18 protein-coding genes are annotated in these 17114 nt (G+C 47.4%); 3 read left to right on the forward strand and 15 right to left on the reverse strand.

All coding sequences use genetic code 11. The annotated features are described in order from the left end of the window. Positions 1–7: 7 nt before the first annotated feature. The 4 genes from SP90_RS10065 to SP90_RS10080 all read right to left on the reverse strand — a co-directional run bounded on the left by SP90_RS10065 (position 8) and on the right by SP90_RS10080 (position 3305). A complete protein-coding gene (locus SP90_RS10065) occupies positions 8–280 on the reverse strand; it encodes a hypothetical protein (protein ID WP_066855362.1) in 273 nt (90 codons plus the stop codon). A gap of 946 nt (positions 281–1226) precedes the next feature. Then, the gene (locus SP90_RS10070; protein WP_066855366.1) at positions 1227–2264 is read right to left on the reverse strand and encodes a tetratricopeptide repeat protein; all 1038 of its coding nucleotides are present in this window, start codon (positions 2262–2264) and stop codon (positions 1227–1229) included. A 4-nt stretch (positions 2265–2268) separates the two neighbouring features. Beyond that, the gene (locus SP90_RS10075; RefSeq protein ID WP_066855369.1) at positions 2269–2823 is read right to left on the reverse strand and encodes a YajG family lipoprotein; all 555 of its coding nucleotides are present in this window, start codon (positions 2821–2823) and stop codon (positions 2269–2271) included. A gap of 14 nt (positions 2824–2837) precedes the next feature. Further along, positions 2838–3305: an AraC family transcriptional regulator gene (locus SP90_RS10080; protein WP_066855372.1), complete on the reverse strand. Its 468-nt coding sequence runs from the start codon at positions 3303–3305 to the stop codon at positions 2838–2840. A gap of 353 nt (positions 3306–3658) precedes the next feature. On the opposite strand from SP90_RS10080, the gene SP90_RS10085 reads away from it, so the two are divergent. Beyond that, positions 3659–3934 (forward strand): HU family DNA-binding protein, encoded by a 276-nt coding sequence (locus SP90_RS10085; protein ID WP_066855375.1) that lies wholly within the window; start codon positions 3659–3661, stop codon positions 3932–3934. A 124-nt stretch (positions 3935–4058) separates the two neighbouring features. Here SP90_RS10085 and SP90_RS10090 read toward each other — a convergent pair whose 3' ends face one another. From SP90_RS10090 to SP90_RS10115, 6 genes are all read right to left on the reverse strand, one after another. Then, positions 4059–5387 (reverse strand): glycerate kinase type-2 family protein, encoded by a 1329-nt coding sequence (locus tag SP90_RS10090; protein WP_066855477.1) that lies wholly within the window; start codon positions 5385–5387, stop codon positions 4059–4061. 568 nt (positions 5388–5955) lie between these two features. Then, positions 5956–6888 (reverse strand): YceI family protein, encoded by a 933-nt coding sequence (locus tag SP90_RS10095; protein ID WP_066855378.1) that lies wholly within the window; start codon positions 6886–6888, stop codon positions 5956–5958. A 271-nt stretch (positions 6889–7159) separates the two neighbouring features. Further along, complete coding sequence (lipA, locus tag SP90_RS10100; protein ID WP_066855381.1) at positions 7160–8044, reverse strand: lipoyl synthase; 885 nt, start codon at positions 8042–8044, stop codon at positions 7160–7162. Further along, entirely contained in the window at positions 7974–8630 is a 657-nt protein-coding gene (lipB, locus tag SP90_RS10105; RefSeq protein ID WP_066855383.1) for a lipoyl(octanoyl) transferase LipB, read from the reverse strand. The genes lipA and lipB overlap by 71 nt, the downstream gene beginning before the upstream one ends. 20 nt (positions 8631–8650) lie before the next feature. After that, the gene (locus SP90_RS10110) at positions 8651–9778 is read right to left on the reverse strand and encodes a small ribosomal subunit Rsm22 family protein (protein WP_066855386.1); all 1128 of its coding nucleotides are present in this window, start codon (positions 9776–9778) and stop codon (positions 8651–8653) included. Then, on the reverse strand, positions 9775–11316 hold the full coding sequence (locus SP90_RS10115; RefSeq protein WP_066855389.1) for an ASKHA domain-containing protein: 1542 nt from the start codon (positions 11314–11316) through the stop codon (positions 9775–9777). Before SP90_RS10115 ends, SP90_RS10110 begins: the two co-directional genes overlap by 4 nt. 167 nt (positions 11317–11483) lie before the next feature. Here SP90_RS10115 and SP90_RS10120 point away from each other — a divergent pair, with 167 nt between their 5' ends. Together SP90_RS10120 and fliM are read left to right on the forward strand one after the other, a co-directional pair. Then, complete coding sequence (locus SP90_RS10120; protein ID WP_066855391.1) at positions 11484–11936, forward strand: hypothetical protein; 453 nt, start codon at positions 11484–11486, stop codon at positions 11934–11936. Positions 11937–12147: 211 nt separating this feature from the next. Further along, a complete protein-coding gene (gene fliM, locus SP90_RS10125; RefSeq protein ID WP_066855394.1) occupies positions 12148–13128 on the forward strand; it encodes a flagellar motor switch protein FliM in 981 nt (326 codons plus the stop codon). 264 nt (positions 13129–13392) lie between these two features. Here fliM and truA read toward each other — a convergent pair whose 3' ends face one another. The 5 genes from truA to SP90_RS10150 all read right to left on the reverse strand — a co-directional run bounded on the left by truA (position 13393) and on the right by SP90_RS10150 (position 17051). Then, a complete protein-coding gene (truA, locus tag SP90_RS10130) occupies positions 13393–14166 on the reverse strand; it encodes a tRNA pseudouridine(38-40) synthase TruA (RefSeq protein ID WP_066855398.1) in 774 nt (257 codons plus the stop codon). Positions 14167–14169: 3 nt separating this feature from the next. After that, on the reverse strand, positions 14170–14892 hold the full coding sequence (locus tag SP90_RS10135; protein WP_157471240.1) for a MotE family protein: 723 nt from the start codon (positions 14890–14892) through the stop codon (positions 14170–14172). Beyond that, on the reverse strand, positions 14819–15253 hold the full coding sequence (fliJ, locus tag SP90_RS10140) for a flagellar export protein FliJ (protein WP_066855404.1): 435 nt from the start codon (positions 15251–15253) through the stop codon (positions 14819–14821). The genes SP90_RS10135 and fliJ overlap by 74 nt, the downstream gene beginning before the upstream one ends. Before the next feature lie 119 nt (positions 15254–15372). Next, positions 15373–16110: an adenosylcobinamide-GDP ribazoletransferase gene (locus SP90_RS10145; protein WP_066855408.1), complete on the reverse strand. Its 738-nt coding sequence runs from the start codon at positions 16108–16110 to the stop codon at positions 15373–15375. A gap of 2 nt (positions 16111–16112) precedes the next feature. Then, entirely contained in the window at positions 16113–17051 is a 939-nt protein-coding gene (locus tag SP90_RS10150; protein WP_066855411.1) for an SAM hydrolase/SAM-dependent halogenase family protein, read from the reverse strand. Positions 17052–17114: the final 63 nt, after the last annotated feature.

Genomic DNA, 17114 nt, shown 5'->3' on the forward strand with positions numbered 1-17114 from the left:
TCTATTTTCAACCGTTTGAAACAGAACTCAAGTGCACTTTGTTGCTGCGCGGAAATTCCTGCTTGAGTAACGTTTTTAATTCCTTTTTCAGCTTGGCTTCATCCAGTTCATACTCAGCATTGGTAAACCCGTGCCGTGTGATGAACAGCGTCGCTTCGCCCACACGCCGTATGGTGATGTGGCGATCTTTTTTAAAGGTCGCAATGCGGATAGCCTGATTTTCTGTCAGTGAGGCAACACGCGAAATCACAGCTGGAATGGTTCTGTTAATATCTATCATCCCTCTATCATACGCATCACGTTTTTGAACATCAAGGCGCTCTATCAAGACAGGAGAGCGTTTTTTTACTGACAGTAACGTCTGCTATTCTCCGGCTCATTCCTCTTGTTTCCTTACCTTCGCTGAACCTGTTCCATTATAAAAAAATGTTCTCTACGTCCGGCATAATGCATAATGAGTAAAGCATGTTAGCTACTGGCGTATTTTTGATATCTACACGATTTAATATAGAAAAAAGTAGTCGTTACGAATGCAGAATATAATAGCGAAGTCCCTTTTTCAGGGTATGGTGGATACATGGATGCTTGTTTCCGAACGTTTGCGGAGACAGCAGAGTTAGTCCAAGCCGACAGGCAGCAGTTGGCTTGCAGTGTGGCAAGGCAGCGATGCCACACAACTCATCCTCCTCCCTTGCAGCGTCGGCCGTGCCCCTTACCCCTCGGGCACGGCCGACTCGTCTTTTTTTTTTTGTTCGGGAGGTGGCAGGTAATAATGTGCGGCAAGGGAAAGATACACAGGTAGTTTTGTGTGAGCGGGGGACAGTAGGCAGCAAAAATGGCTGTAAGAGGGTACTCTTACAGCCATTTAGTTATCAGTAGGGCTAGTTAGTGGGTGTTAAACTTGTGTCTTCTGCAATATTCTGAATTTAAAGCATATTTTCTTTAGATCAGATTTTTATAAGTCTTTAAGTAGAGTTGCTTACTGGCGATGAACCGCAAGGCTAATGTTTTTATTCAAGCGAGCTGTAAGTGTTTGTAATATTATCTTTTTGCTACGGAAAGGTAGCCACCATACGCGGCTTCTAACGTCAGAAACAACGGACTGGAGACGCGTAAAATCGGGGTCAAGGGGACGTGTCCCCTTGTGGGGGTGCAGGGGGCAATGCCCGCCTGCCCGCCGGAGGCAAAAAAAGAAACAGACTGAAATCTGACCGAAAGTGCTCAGATTACTGCTGGCAGAGACCTCGGGCAACGCCCCAGTTGAACTCGTCACAGAATCCCAGTGCACAGCCTTTGCTGTAGTATTCACACATGGAGCGGAAATCTTTGCGTACAAGATCGGCTGAACCGTGCGAGATGTAGAGGTGCGGGTTTTCCGGCGCAAGGGAGATGGCTTTGTCATAGTCCACAAGCGCCATGTCCGGAAGGCTTGCGCGAACATAGGCGGTGCCTCTGTCGTGCAGTGCAACCACAAAGTCTGGTTCAAGGTCTATTGCATCGTTGAAGTAGCGGATGGCTTCGACCGTGTTTTTTAGTTGAAAGAGAGCACTCCCTTTTGCGTGCAGCAAAATAGGTTCTTCGGGTGCTTTTTCCAGTAATTTATTCACGCTTGCCAGTATCTGTTTAGGATTATTCCAGAGCCCTTGAGAGTATTGAGGGACAAGCTTTCTGTATGCTTTGAGTACGGTCAGACGCTTGGCGATATCGTTAAAGAGAAATTGGCGCTTCGGGTCGAGGTCGTGCAGGTAAATCTTATGTTTATCTTTGTAGATACTGCTGGAGAATTTTTTCAGATAATTTTCTTCGGCTGTATAAATAGCTTCATACAGGTACGCACGACTGGTTGGACGGATCGCCATAAGGCGTTCTTCGTCAAACTTTGCAATTGGCGTAATGGTTACTTCTACATTGATATACAGGTTCTCAGAATCGCTGGAACGGAATATTTTTGATCTGTGGAAGTTGTAAAGCTGGTTAGCAAAAATAGCCCCGCGTCTTGCGGCAAGTGCGGGTGATGCGTTTGAGGCAGATGCCAGGTTTTGGCGATGATCAAGCCAGCTTGAGGCTCGAGTGAATGCACCGTGCAGTGCAAATGCCTCTGCAATGGGTGTTGCGGCAAGTTCGGTAAGCGTGATTCCGTAGGGCATTTTTACTGTATGTGAAAATGGTACGGGCGAAAGGCGTTCCGGTGTAGCGTGCGCTGGAACTGAGATCAGCATACAAAGAAGTACAAGGGCAATTGCAATGGAGCGGAAATAATTCATGATACTAGCGTGCGGTAAGAATTGTCTGGATTGAAGGGTTGAGTGCTTCTTGCAGTAACTCTGCAAGCAGCGGCTCAATGATGTTTGTATATGGAACACCCTGTTTTTGCACAGTCGCTTTGTACGTTGTAGGAAGTCCTTCGTTTACAGCGATAGTCAGTGTCAGTTCGCCCCGATATTCAGCAGCGGAAAGCGGAATGATCTTTAGATGGGCAATGGTGCCTGTGACACGTACTGGAAGGTCTTCAATCTGGCTTGGGCTGACAACGTAATCAACTGCCGCGCCGTGGCGGGCAAGTTCGTTTTCGAGACCGTGCGTTACCCATGCTGCAACATTGGAAACAGGGGTAAGGGTTTTTCCTTTATCAGTACCGAGAGCGTTTGAAGAACGTTTATCGGTAAATTGTACCAGACCGATAGTTGCCTTGTGCTGCGTACTGACTGCAGGAAGCTGCTCTGCCGGAACATAGCGCAGGCGAACTTGCGAGGATGCGCAGCCGGAAAGGGCGAGCACTGCAGCGCAAAGAATGAAAATAAGAGCTTGATACGCGCGAAACATGTGGCCTCCAGAAACTATAAGGGCTGAAGTGGCAATAATAATCTGGTCAATATCTCTTTATCGGCAGAAAAGGCTGTATCGCTTAGGTAGATTTCAATATTAGGACCGGGAGCAGGAGTTCTTCCACTTTTCGGCAGCCACTCCCAGTAGAGGGCATCCCATGCTCGATCAAGGGTGGCGTAGGAACCTTGGTGAGTGTACATGGCAAACTCTCCGCCCGGAACATACAGCTCTCTTGCAACGCCGGAAGGATCAAATTCCTCAGAGATACTTACAGCGGCATCATAACGTTGATTTTTTTCCGGGGTGATAGAACTGTCGTGGCGTAAACCCAGAAAGATACTGTTTTGAGATAATAGATCATTTTTAGCTACCCACAGGGAGAGCTGACGCCACGCCTGTGGTGCTGTTCTAGAGTAGGGGCCAGTTTCCCTTACTGCAGCTACTCGGATGTCGGGTAACTTTTCAATAACCACTTCCATTGCAATGTGCTCCTTGTAATGGACTTGTTGTATAGTGAAACTGTATAGAACGGCAACCCGAGAGTCTAAGTGCTAAAAAAAATTCCTGAAATACAGAATTGTGAAAGTTTACTTGTCACAAGAAAGACGTTTTGTGCATCTTGTTGACATTACAGCAAATGATGTTGAACGAAAAATGGGGCATAAAAGTCACAAAACGCGCGCAATGCCTGTGAATTAACAGTATTCGGGCATTGGTTATTGACAAACTTACTAAGCTCTGCGATTGCTCTTTGCTGGCGTGAGCGCCTGATGAAAATATTACCGGATCATACTGATCTGATAAACTCATACATTATGTAATGGAGAACTTCATGACTAAAGCTGAATTTGTAGAAAAGCTTTTCACTAAAGCTAACCTCGCTTCTAAATCTCAGGCTGAAACTGTACTCGAATCTACTATCGAAACTATCACTGAAGCACTCATGGATGGCGACTCTGTAGTATTCACTGGCTTCGGTAGCTTCAAAGTTGTTGAGCGCGCAGCACGTAAAGGCCGCAACCCACGCACTGGCGAAGAAATTGAGATTGCAGCAACTAAAGTTGTTAAATTTACTCCAGGTAAAACCCTCAAAGAAGTTGTAAAATAATTTTCTTTGAAGATTATCTGCTCTGCTGCGTAAGCAGCATGATGTTCAAGCATATTGTTTGAATATAAAAATCCCGGACTGTTATCAGCCCGGGATTTTCTTATATAAGAAGTAAGCGCATGGGTTAAAAGGGTTCGTGTTGTACCAGTGTAATGCATATGTCCATTACGTTGGTTAATGTCGGGCCTGTCTGCAATAAGTCGCCTGTGCTCTTCAGGTAGCGGTAAGAGTCGTTATCTGCCAAATAGACTTGCGGGTCTATGCGGCACTCTTTTGCCCGTTTTAGCGAGTCCGGAAGGGCAAAGCCGCCTGCTGCATCAGTCGGCCCGTCTGAACCGTCGGTTCCTGCACATAGCATGGCAATGTTCGGACATCCATCAAGAGCAACGGCAGCAGCAAGCGCCATTTCCTGATTTCTTCCTCCCATTCCTTTGCCGGTAAGTGTAACAGTTGTTTCACCACCGGAGAGCAAACATAGTTTTGGTGTTTTACCATTACTTGCTTTTTGCGCCTGCTTTGCAATGTCACTCGCTACACTCCGTGCCTCACCAGACATTGTGGAAGTCACAATTCGCGGAGTATATCCAAGTTCTTCAGCTTTCACAGAAGCAGCCTGCAACGCTTGCTCATTGGTTGCGACAAGCAGGTTTTGTACAGAGTCAAATACCGGATCACCCACTTTAGGCGTTTCGAAAATGGTGCCTTCCGCACCACTTTGCATATGTGCCAATATGTTGACAGGTACTTTGTCTGTAAGTTTGTAGCGTTCAAAAATGTCCATGCAGTCTTTAAACGTAGAGTTATCCGGTGACGTTGGGCCGGAGGCAATTACATCCAGATTATCACCGATAACATCGGAGATAATGAGTGCAGCCAAAGGTGCAGGGTACGCGGCGCGTGCAAGGTTGCCGCTGCCGAATATGGACATGTGTTTTCGAATCGCATTGATTTCATTAATGTTGGCGCCACAGTCCAGAAGAAGTTGGGTTACTTTTTTACCGTCATCAAGAGAGATTCCCTCCACCAGCGCAGGTGTAAGGGCGCTTGCGCCTCCTGTAATACAGCAGAGTACAAGGTCTTTCTTTCCGGCATTGGCAACAAGTTCCAGAATAGCCCGTGCACCGCGCTCTCCGTTTGCATCAGGAACAGGATGTGCTCCCTCGATGGTACGGATGATAGTAAGCGGTACTGTGTGGTCGTATTTTACGCAAATAATACCGTCGGTTATTCTGTTACCAAGTATTTCTTCCAGTTGGGCAGCCATAGGGGCTGCGCCTTTTCCAGCACCGACAACATAAATGTTCTCAAAGGTGTTCAGGTAATAGGTTACGTCGTCAATAAGCAGGGTATCTCCGTCCAGAGACACATATTTACTGACGGCTTTGTCAGGAGCAACAGCACTGAGCGCAGCTCCCAGAATTTCGTGTAACATATCTTTTGGATGTGCATTCATAGTTGATTTTCTCTGGGAATAATCGGTTGGCGAAAGAGTGCTGCGATTACCAGAAAAGGAGAGCTTTTCCAGCATAAACAGCATGGAATATCCAGATCTTACACGGTGTAAACAATAACAGTTCAAGCTGGCATTATGCGGAAGTTGGCAGCTTAGTATCCCCTCCAGAGTAACAGATTATGGTTTGTTGTGTTACCGGAACATATCGGTAACTGTGGTTGCCTTTAGCGCTACAGGTGGTGTTGGCGTAATCGCTAAAGAAAATATGAAAAAGTCTGCATTACAAAAGAGCCGCATATTGCGGCATTTTTTATTGCGTGGCAGGTCTTATAGTTCTGGTTGTGAAGCAGCGTAATGTACATTGGTTCAGAACGGATAGCGTACGAAAGCGATCAAGACGATGAGGAAAGTCATGGAGCTATCGACGAAACTATAGAAATATTACAGGAAGAATAGCAAGCGGAAAAGGCGAAAGCTCGTCTTTTTGAAACGTAAATGATGAAAACCGTATCATGAATCCCGATCATGGAGTTCTGAATACTGTTACTAAGATAGAATCACATTTTTTTTATGTACGAAGATTGCCGAACAGAACGCATTCAAATGAAATAAGATCAAATACCTTGTGATACATCAGATGTTTGAAAAAGCGTGATGAACCATAGATTATTCCCCACTTGGTTCTGTCTATTTCAAAATGTGTTTCCACAGAAATGGTAGTTGCATCAAGTTCGTTTATCAGTAGAGGAACTTCGATGACATGCCGCATACCTCTGATCGACAGAGCACCGGTTGCAGTAACTTGCGGGTAGGTGAGCGACTGGATGTGGGTGGGGTTTGTGTGGAGTATTTCAAATTCCGCAGTGGGGAACTGCTGCGTATAGAAAAAGTCTTCCGAGTTTAAATGGGATTCCAAAACTTGTTTCATCGGGTCGTTTTCTAAATCCAGATCATTTATGGTGTGCATTGCAGCAACTATTTTCCCACGCAGCTCGCCGTCTTCTTCCCGCAGTGTGCCTGATATATTGACTGTACCGACATGAAACCCTGTGTTTTTTCTTCCCCGCCATTCAACTGTGCTTTTGCTTGTATCAAGCTCCCAGCGTCTGTTTTCCTTGGCAATATACACCGGCTCATCTTTTTGCAGTTGCTGCTCAGAACCTTCTACAGGATATCCCGCAGCGACCCATCCTTCTATACCTTCTTTCATGGCGCTCAGGTTGGTATATCCAGCATGGTGCAACTTTTCTATAGCTGTAAGGCAGTCATAGGAGCCAATGCCTGAACCATACACAACAATGGGAACATCAAGGGTGGTGAGGTAGTCGTTTACAGAGGCTATAAAGTTTGCATTGAATACACAGAAGTTTACTGCAGAAGGGATTCGTATTTTATCGAAATGTTCAGGGGGAAGAAGGTCGATGATAACGGGCGGCTGATCTTGCTGAGATAGCGTTTTAACTTCATTGCAGCTCAGTTCACGTGCTTGACCTACTAACATTTGAACCTCCTGAATATTCCCTGCTGAATTCTTTCGGCTGGATCATTCCTGTACTCACATTGGCGTGGGATTAAGATACACTGCCCGTCTGGATAGAATAATGATATATGCAGAACCCGCAGTCGACTTGCTCTGGATGATAGTGCTTGCTGAGCGGCAGAGCCAGTGAGCTGCTGGTGCTACGGTAGATTTTGTGCATAAAAAAATTGGTGCCTGACGGAACGTCGGGCACCATTTAGTTCTGCATGTGAGACTTGGTACTTAAGGAATGCTAGCTTGCCGCTTCGGAGTCATCTGCAAACATGGCAGCATTGTAGGACGAACGGACAAGTGGGGCACTGAACATATGTTTGATGCCTTTGCTTTTGCCGTATGTTGCATACTCTTCGAATACGTCAGGATGTACGTAGCGTTTTACTTCCGGATGGTGTCTGGAAGGGCGCATGTACTGCCCGATGGTTACGATATCACAGTCGATGGCTGCAAGGTCGTCAATAACGCCACGAACTTCTTCATCTGTTTCCCCAAGGCCGACCATAAGACCGGATTTTGAACGGCATCCGGCTTCTTTTACTCGCTTGAGCAAGGTCAGGCTCTGCTCATAATCGGCTTGCGGGCGGATGGCATCATAATGCAGCGGTGGGGTTTCCACATTGTGATTTATGATGTCCGGTTTTGCGTCAATCACCATCTGTAATGAAGTCTTGCTTCCCTGAAAATCAGGAATGAGGACTTCGATGCTACAGTCTGGAAGCATTGCACGTACTGCACGGATTGTTTTTGCAAAGTGTTCAGCACCGCCGTCGAGCAGGTCGTCACGGGTTACAGATGTGATTACAACATGCTTAAGGCCAAGACGTTTTGCAGCTTCTGCCACGCGTGCCGGTTCTTCTGTATCAAGCTTCTCCACAGGATCATTGCTGATGTTGCAGAAAGCACAGTTACGGGTGCAGGTGTTGCCCATAATCAGGAACGTAGCCGTATGGGATGTGAAGCACTCGAACATGTTCGGGCACTTGGCACTCTGGCATACCGTGTTCAGATTAAGGTCTTTTACCAGCTCTGTTGTGGCTGCATAGGTTTTGTTACAAGGAATTTTGACTCTGAGCCATGGCGGAATCCGCAAATACGGCTCTGAACGCTTCTGTGAGCACATGTTTCACTTCCTGTATGTCTATGTCAGTACGGCCCAGTTCCTTTTCAAGCGACGTTGGCTCTGCATCGGCAAGACCGCAAAGAGTGATTAATGAAAACAAATTGACGTCATTAAGAACGTTGAATGCAAGCCCGTGATAACTGGTCCATTTACGCATTGCGATGCCGATGGAACAGATTTTCCTGTTTTCAATCCATACCCCCGGTCTGCCTTCCTGCCGTGTTGTGTGCAGCCCGTAGTGGGCGCAGGCACGGATGACGACTTCTTCCAGGTCATGGAAAAGACCGCGCATTCCACCCGGCTTTTTTGCGACGCGGAATATGGGGTATGCCACCAGCTGACCGGGAAAATGACATGTAATGTTCCCGCCCCGTGAAGAATGGGCAAGCTCGATATTCTGTTGCTGCAGGAACTCATCACTTACATGCAGGTTTTCCCTGCCGCCGTTACGTCCAAGCGTTATGACAGGTGGATGTTCAAGAAGGAACAGGGTTTCTTCTGCACCATCAACAACCTTTGTCAGTGTTTCTTTTTGGATCGCTTCGGCTTCTGCGTAGGAAATGAGTCCAAGATCAACAACACGCATCGTGAATTCCTAGTGTATTTTTATCGACGTTTCGGAAAGACTTCCAATGCGCCGGTTTTAGCATCTTTACGCGGGTTGTCTTGCCATTCAACATCGACAAGGCTGCCGCTTTCAAAGTTTTCTGCCTCGTGAAGCAGCGCAATTCCTTTGTGTGAACAGGCGTAGCGTGCCTTCTGTTTTCTACCCGGAATGATCACGGGATCAGATAACACTCGTACATTCTCTGCATATTCAGGATGCGCTTTGCTTGCCAGCAGGAAACTGAGGCTGACGTTTTTACGGTTCATACGGGCGCGTTGCGTAAGGTCACGGAGCCACATCGGCGCATGGTCAGCAGTCATGTTGAAGTGACACCAGCCAGTGGCATTGCGATCCAGCATAGGGCATTCCACTTCGTGCGGACAAGGAGCCTGCGGCAGATACCCTTCTTCAAGCAGGCCAGCTCGGGTCAGCCCGATAATTTTACCACCAAGCCGTGTTCCCGGTTCTACAAAAAGAATAGAACCGTCTTCCTTACAGGCTGACGCCATATTGTAAGCCAGCTCGTAAAAACGGTCTTCCATTGTCTGACCACGGCTTGCAGACAGTTCGTTCAGCACGTTGGCGCCAGTAACGAGTGCCATTTTTCCGTAGCTGTTGCGCAGGCTCTTTTCGAGAGTTTCGCGAACCAGCTTGATCTTCCATGGGCCTTTGCCCGGTTCGACACCTGCCATGGCTTCAAAGATACGTCGCCCGTGCTCCATCGGCTTTTTGGCCACATCAGTACAGATGAACGTAAGATCTTTGTTGCGCAGGTCTGGACGGCTGAGCCACAGAGCCTGAACAAAGGTAAGCGGGCCGGAACCCAAGTCTAAAACGGTATCCCCGTTTTTTAACGGAATGTGCAGTTGCGGCAATAGCCATGACAATCTGTACAAGTTCCACGGAAGGAAAAAGCGAAGATATGCGGAAAGCGAACGCGGGGTTGCCCAGTAGTTGGCACGCATGCCGCCACGCTCGTTTGTAAGCATGCGTGAAAGGTCAGCCACAGCATAAGGAAGGTCACGCTTGTGTGCAGCCTTGAGCGGCATAGCTTTTTGTAAAACTTTATCGTAGCCGTCTAAGACGCTACGGATTTTTGCTGTCGGGAAAGAAAGAACTGTGCTCATATAAATGTAAAGCGCATATGGCGCATAAATGTTTGCGTGAAGTCGGGGTCTGCCGTCAGATCAACGGCTTCACAGTTTGCGGTCAGGCTTTCTGCCATGCTGCGCAGGGTGGGGTCAATAAGCATCAGTTCAGCTCCCTGCAGGGAGGTGTTGTTTACAGCTTCAACTCTGGAGCCCATTCCAGCCGGAATAAATCCTAATCCTTCAAGATCCTGCACTGCTGCATGTTCGCCAAGAGCACCTGCAAGATATATTTTTTTCAATTGTGACGGAGAAATATCCGCAGTTTCCATAATGCGGGTGAACGCAAAAGTGAATGCTGCTTTGACTTTTAAAAATTCTTCAATGTCTTCCGCCGAGAGGAACATGTTGTCCGGCAGTGCAAGGTGCTGGATGCCGTGGCGAATTTCCAGACGTTCTGCAAGACGCGCTCCCAACCCTTGTGTTTGCTCTTCAATAAACAAGCCGTCATTTGAAATAAAATTAATTTTCCGCAGTGCATGGATAAGCGCAAGGTAGCCTGTTCCGCTGATACCGTCGGCATAGGTTGCATCTAACACAGACGGCACAAGACCGTTCGGAGTCAACTTGTACGATGTTGCTATCCCTTTGGCAGCTGCCGCACCATAGTGCAGCCCGACACCTTCCAGAGCAGGGCCGAGTGCGACACTGGTGACAAGGTAATTGTCAGGACTCAAGGCAAGAATGAACTCGCCGTTGGTTCCCATATCAGCAAGAACAAAAGGATATTCCGGTTCTTTCTGCAAGACAGCTACCAGCCCGGCAGTAAGGTCTCCACCCACAAACGGAGCAGCCAGTGGTGCGATGTACGCAGGAGGCAGGTCGCCGATTTTTTCGATAGTACCGCCTTTGTAAGTAAGGCTGTATGGAGCGGTGGCAAGCCCTGAGGTATCAAGCCCCAAAAGCAGGTAGGTCATTGCAGGGTTTGCTGCAATGGACAGGGACTCGACGGTTCCGAACGCATTATCAGTAAGCTCGGAAATAAGTTCTGTAATTCTGCTTACAACGAGTTCCTGCAAAATTTCTTTGCCGGAGTCTGTGGCCGCAAAACTCAGGCGGGACATAATCTCTGAACCTGCGCCCATCTGCGGGTTAGGCTCGGAGCCGAATGCAATTCGCTTTTTGCTGTCGCGCAAGGCCCAGTGCATGCTGGTGGTGCCAAGGTCAATGGCAAGGTGTAGTGACTTGCTGTTGGATTCCGCCAGTTCAACATGTTTGAGATACGGATTTTCCGGTATTTCGATGACCATGCCATCTTCCGGCTGGTGGCGGCAGGCAAGTCGCCATCCTGCATCAATGGCGTGTTCTTTAAAGATAAGTGTATCTGGGCCGACAGGTAAGGGAGCGTTCTCTACAAAGCGTACTCTGCATTTTCCGCACTGACCCAGTCCCGAGCAGAGGGGAGGGGCAGGGACAAGTCCGCTTGTAAAGATAACCTGAGCCAGTGTTCGAGGCTCTGCCTGAGAAACGTGGAGGGACTTCGTCTGCCCGGTGTGATCAATGATGGTAATCTGCATAGTAGGGAGACCATGCCATAAATCATGTCAGGAAGAAAGCGTGACTATTCTTACGTTTAATCTTGAAGGTTGAGAATATGCTTGAAAGCGGGTACGTTGCTGTGATTTCAGCAAAGTATGCATTAGGGGGTGCGGCCCTTGTCTTACTATTATGAAAAGAGGTGGGAATGGATCTGCTCGTATTAGGATTTTGCGGACTTATGTTTGTGTGTTTGGTTGCGGGATGTAATTTCTTTGCCACGGCTAAGTTGAAGGAAGAAATTTATTCCCTCAAGCAGTCCAGACGCACTCTGACAGAAGATATGAACGAGTTGAAGGCAGCTCTGATTTCCAAGCGTGAAGAAAAAAAGCTTATTATGAGCAAATTACGCATGGCTAAACATGAGAGCAATACGCAGGAAAAATTTTCATTTGATGCCGGTACAGACAAGTCGAATGTTGCATCCGATATGTTTGAGCAGGAGCTTCTCAACCAGAAGGTGATTACTCCTCGTGAACTTGAAAGGGTGAAAAAGTACCGCAGGTCAACATCTTGTCCATATGATGTGGCAGAAACTGTTGTGATGCTTGGCTACGCAACACAGTCTGAAGTGGACAGGGTAAAGGCAAAGTTTGCGTAATTGTAAATATCCAGAATAAGTTAGGGGCGTCATTACGCCCTTTTTTTTAATGCATCTCAAGAAGCTGTGAAATAACTGTTTTTGCGCAGCATGTTGGCATTAATAGTGCATAAAATTATGCCAGACACATGTTGTGTCAAAAAATTCCTACTTGATCACTCATGATGTGGGGACGCAGCATAGAGTACAGGTTTTCGGAGATACAGGACGTATGAATAAGATTTTAGCACAAGACGAAGTAGATGCTCTGCTGCGGGGACTTTCCGGCGGCGAGATCGAAAGCGAAACGGATATACCGACTGACGAGACTGGCATTGTAGCCTTTGACCTTGCCAACCAGGATAGAATTATCCGAGGCCGCATGCCGGTTCTTGAGATTGTGAACGACCGCTTTTCACGTCTTTGCACTAACGCATTGTCCAACGCAGTGCGTAAGCGTGTTGAACTGAACCCTATTTCTATTGATATGACGAAATTTGGTGATTTCATGCGTTCGCTGCCTGTCCCGACGAGTATCAATATTTTTAAAATGGAACCGCTGCGTGGTAACGCTATAGTGGTTGTAGACTCCCGACTGGTATTTGCACTGGTAGAAAACTTTTTCGGCGGTGCGGGAAGTCAGCCAAAGATTGAAGGACGTGAATTTACACGTATTGAACAGGCCATTGTTGACCGTGTTATCAAGATTGCACTGGATAATATGGAAGAAAGCTGGCGCCCTGTTCACGAAGTAAATCTTGAACTTGTACGCTCTGAGATCAACCCTCAGTTTGCGGCAATTGTTCCACCAAGCGACGTAGTGGTTGTTATTACTTTTGAAGTAGAACTGGAAAGTGCTATCGGCTCACTTATTGTGTGTTTGCCGTATGCTACCATCGAACCTATCCGTTCCAAGCTCCACGCAAGCTTCCAGACAGAACGTCTTGAAGTTGACCATGCGTGGGTATCCCGCTTGAAAGAACGTTTGTTGGAGACTCCTGTTGAGATGAAGATTCGCTTTGGTGAATCACAAATTACCGGTAATCAGCTGCTTAAAATGAAAATAGGAGATGTCCTCCTGCTGGATACTGACACCGAAGATCTGCTTGAAGCAACGATTGAAGGGGTGAAAAAGTTCCAGGGTATCAGCGGTACCGTGAAATCCAACAGAGCATTCCAGATCGTAAAAGAAGAAGAGCCAAGCTACACGTAGCTAGTAACTATCATTAAAAATGTAATAGCTACAATGCACCAACAGCCTTACAGTTAATTCATACTGTGCAGAGGGCACGGTGCGAGTATATTGGACGAATGGTTATGCGTGTTCAACTGAAGGCCGGATTTATCCGGCCTTCTCGTTTTTTCTGGCAAGAATCGGCAGGGAAACAGTACAGGTTTAGAGACAAAGAAAGCCACTCTGGAAGGAGCGGCTTTTATTTTTTTATCTGCATGTGTGCAGCGTGGCTGATTATTGTGGTTAGTAACTTACTTTGTGCATGGACAAGCCGCGTGCGGGGGCCGTTGCGGGTGCAGCAGAACGTTCTTTAGCGGCCAGCAGATCCGGCACGGAGTCGGGAGAAATTTTATGGCGTCCGCAGGCAACAAGAGTACCCATAATGTTGCGTACCATTTGTTTTAAAAAGCCGTGTGCTTCTACTGTCCATACTAGTTCATCAGGAAGCGTATCCCGTGTTGCATAGTCAGGGCAGTTATGGGCAATTTTTGTAATGGTGCGAACCGTATTGGTTATCTCTGTACCTGCATTCTGGTAGGTTGCAAAATCATGTTCACCAATGAGGTAGCTGGCAGCTTTTTCCATGGCAGCAATATCCAGCGGGCCGGTTTTCCATACAAAAGGGTAGCGCGCAGGCAGAACAAACTCATTTTTTAACCAGAGAGTGTATGTGTAACTTTTTGCTTTTGCGCTGAAACGCGAATGGAATTCGTCGTCAACAGTCTCTACGCTTGTAACGGCAATGTCATGCGGCAGTTTTGTTGTGAAAACTTTTTGCCAGTTCACATTCTTCCATTTTTCCGGCAGGTCAAAATGAGCTACCTGTGCGTCTGCATGGACGCCGGAATCAGTGCGACCGCTGCCATGCACTCTGATTAGAGTGCCGGTGACAGCGGTCAAAACTTTTTCAAGTTCACCTTGAACGGTTGGCTGAGGGTGTTCCTCTCTTGGAGGTTGCAGTTGCCACCCTACGTAGCGGGTGCCGATATAGGCGACAGTGATTTTTATTCGAGGCATTCTCTACTCAAAAGGTAATTGCATCTTTGTCAGCTCTTCAGAAAGGCGTGCTGCCTTGTCAGCTCTGACATATGTCAGGATTTCACCTGCTTTACGCCCGCGCATGCCTGCAAGAATTTTAACAGAAATTTTTTCATCAAGAGTCTGCAGAACCTGAGCAGCCTGTTTTGCTTTCATGTTGGAGTACACGTCCACAAGGTGCTTCATTTTTTTGTCCTGAGTCTCTTTGGCATTCCTGAGCATGACTTTCAGACGTTTTTCCAGTGTCTGAAGCTGAGCAAGTTTGGCGTCGATTGTTGACTGGAGTCGTTCGAGCTCCTGTTCGCGTCTGCTTAATTCAACCTGCTTGTTTTTAAGCAGGTCACGCGTCATGGAGTCTTCAACTACAGGTTCGGGAGCAGGTTGTTTCGGCTCTTCTTTTACTTCAGCATGTGCTGTAGTGGTAGTAAGCGTTGCCGGTGCACTTGGCAAGTTCTCTTTAACCTGTGCAAAGCGTTCCTCTAAGGTGACAGAGGTATTCTCTGCAACTGTTTTAACCTGCTTCACAGTGTCTTCCGGCAGGATTGAAGTAAGCTGTTTGTCACCATCAAAAACGATAGAGCCTACGAGAATAAGTTTGAACAGGATTGCACAACCAAAAAGTTTGCAAATTTTAGAAAGCTTGAGCTTTGAACCTGAGCGTTGCTGTTTCGTCGAGCTGCAATTGTTCTTTGATCTTTTCTTCATGTGCGTGTCGCTTTGCTTGATTTTCTTTAAGTTTTTCCAGTAGCTTTTTATCCTGAGATTTCTCAGTCAAAACTTGCCGTGCAGAGTGCAGTTCCTTTGCAAGTGTGAGCAGGCGGTGCTCAGCAGTACTGATGTCTTGCCGGACTCCTTGCAGGAAATTGCGGATGATCCATGTTTGAGCAGGGTCAGTTGTTGTACTCATAAGCGTCTGGTTGTGAGTAAGAGACTCTCTTAACCCGTCAACACGTTTCGCCTGGTTTTCGTACTTGTGTTGTACATCAGCCAGTACAAGCTTAGCCTGATCTTCCAGCTGCGTGCGGTATTCGAGAACCTGCTGCAGCTTGAATTTGAATGGTGCCATAATCCTTCCTAGTAGTGTCAAAGCTATGACATGTTACCTAGATGTATAGTAGGTATAGCATGTTTCATGCCGAAACTGTCCAAAGGGTATGGCAGGCAGGAATGCTCTGGAAAAGAGTGTTACATGAGAAACGCAAGCATAGCGGCAAGCTCGCCACCGACAACGGTTGCGCCAAGAAAATCACCGTTGATGCCTCCTTGGACTTTGGCGAGTCTAAGATATGACCACACCATAAGCGCACATAGGATAACTGTGTAGAGCGTCGGAAGAATGCCACAAAACAGAATGCCGGTGATAAGTGCGAGGACAGATTGGACTGCAATGGTCTGGTTGGTAGCTCCTTGCAGGAAGAGGCGGCCTTGTGTTGATTCACGTGGTGCATCTCCCAGTCCTCCGATAATGACAGCGGTAACTCTTCCCGCGATAGGGGCGAAGATGAGAACCTGCCATTGTCCCTGTAAAAATATTTCATGAGCAAGGATGGTTTGGCCAAGAATACCGACAACCATGGCTATGGCACCAAAGGCACCCACTCTGCTGTCTTTGACGATCTGCCAGAAGCGTTCACCTTCCGCACAGCTTCCCCATCCATCCCATATGTCAGCCCATCCGTCCCAATGAAGGGCACGAGTAACCCATATGGAGAGGAATACCCAGAGCCATGCTTGAACCCATGGATGCTCTGAAAATATCCCCAATGCAAATGGAAAGGTGATGAGAGCACCAACGGTGAGACCGACAGCATAGAATTGCCGCATGGTTGCAGCGATCTCTTCACTGGTGCACATGCGTGCGCATCCAAGTCGTGTCATAAAACTGAGTGCGGTGAGATATTCAGTCCAGAATTGTGTCAGCATTATTACACCTCAGGTGGATTGGAAAATAGTATGTTGATTGTGTCGTCTAACTTGAGACTGATAAACTGTGCTGCTGAGCACATGTTACAGGCAAGTTCCAAGTACCCCTGACTGCCACAGATAATCCCCACTTGATTAGGCGCCAGTTCCGCATAGGCCGAGATCAGCTTGAGCGGGCGGGTCGTCTGTGTGTAGAGCTGTAGCTTGCCACCTGCTGCAAAGCGTTTGCGCCATGCTGCGCTCGGGAGATTGAGGATGACATTACCGAACGTATCAATGTGGAGTACTTGAGTTTCAAGCATCTTGTCATGCACTTTTGGTACAGAGGACGTCAGGGTGACAATGTTCTCAGCCCGTTTGTGCCCGAAGTTTTGCATGTACGTATCAAGAATATCAAGTGCATGCTCCGGTTGCGGCGGGAACAGTTCTAGTCGGCAGTCCTGCGTTGAGTTTTCGCTGAATGGAAGAGGCGAAGTGCATTCAATGTAGGAAGGTCGCTGTTCGATATGAAGCGCCAGATCAGCTGCCAGCGGTGAAAACATGGTTCTGCCATGGAAAGTGCAGGAATGGCTCGTATGCTCGAGCGGCAAATTTTCCTGTTTAATGCGGTACACAGGGGCGTCGGGATATCGTGCAGACAGGAAGGACAGGCACCCGTTATCCGGCGCAAGTACGATGCGGTCATTACAATTCATACATAGTATGTCGCGGGATGTGCCGACACCTGGGTCAACAACGCAAATAGTAATGGAGTACGGGGGCAGATGCTCGACAGTGGCATCAAGAAAAAATGCTGCCTGTGCGATATGGTGCGGCGCAATATTGTGGGTAATATCGAATATAGGATGTTGTGGTGCCAGCGTACTGAGCACCCCTTTCATTTGGGCGACATACGGGTCAATATTGCCAAAATCAGTTAGTAAGAAAAAGTTCAGTGACATGTTTTCCTCCGAAAAGTAGAAAACCGGACACCATCATAACGTGTTTACCCCGTACACAACAGT

Source organism: Halodesulfovibrio spirochaetisodalis, assembly GCF_001672295.1.
Classification (GTDB): domain Bacteria; phylum Desulfobacterota; class Desulfovibrionia; order Desulfovibrionales; family Desulfovibrionaceae; genus Halodesulfovibrio; species Halodesulfovibrio spirochaetisodalis.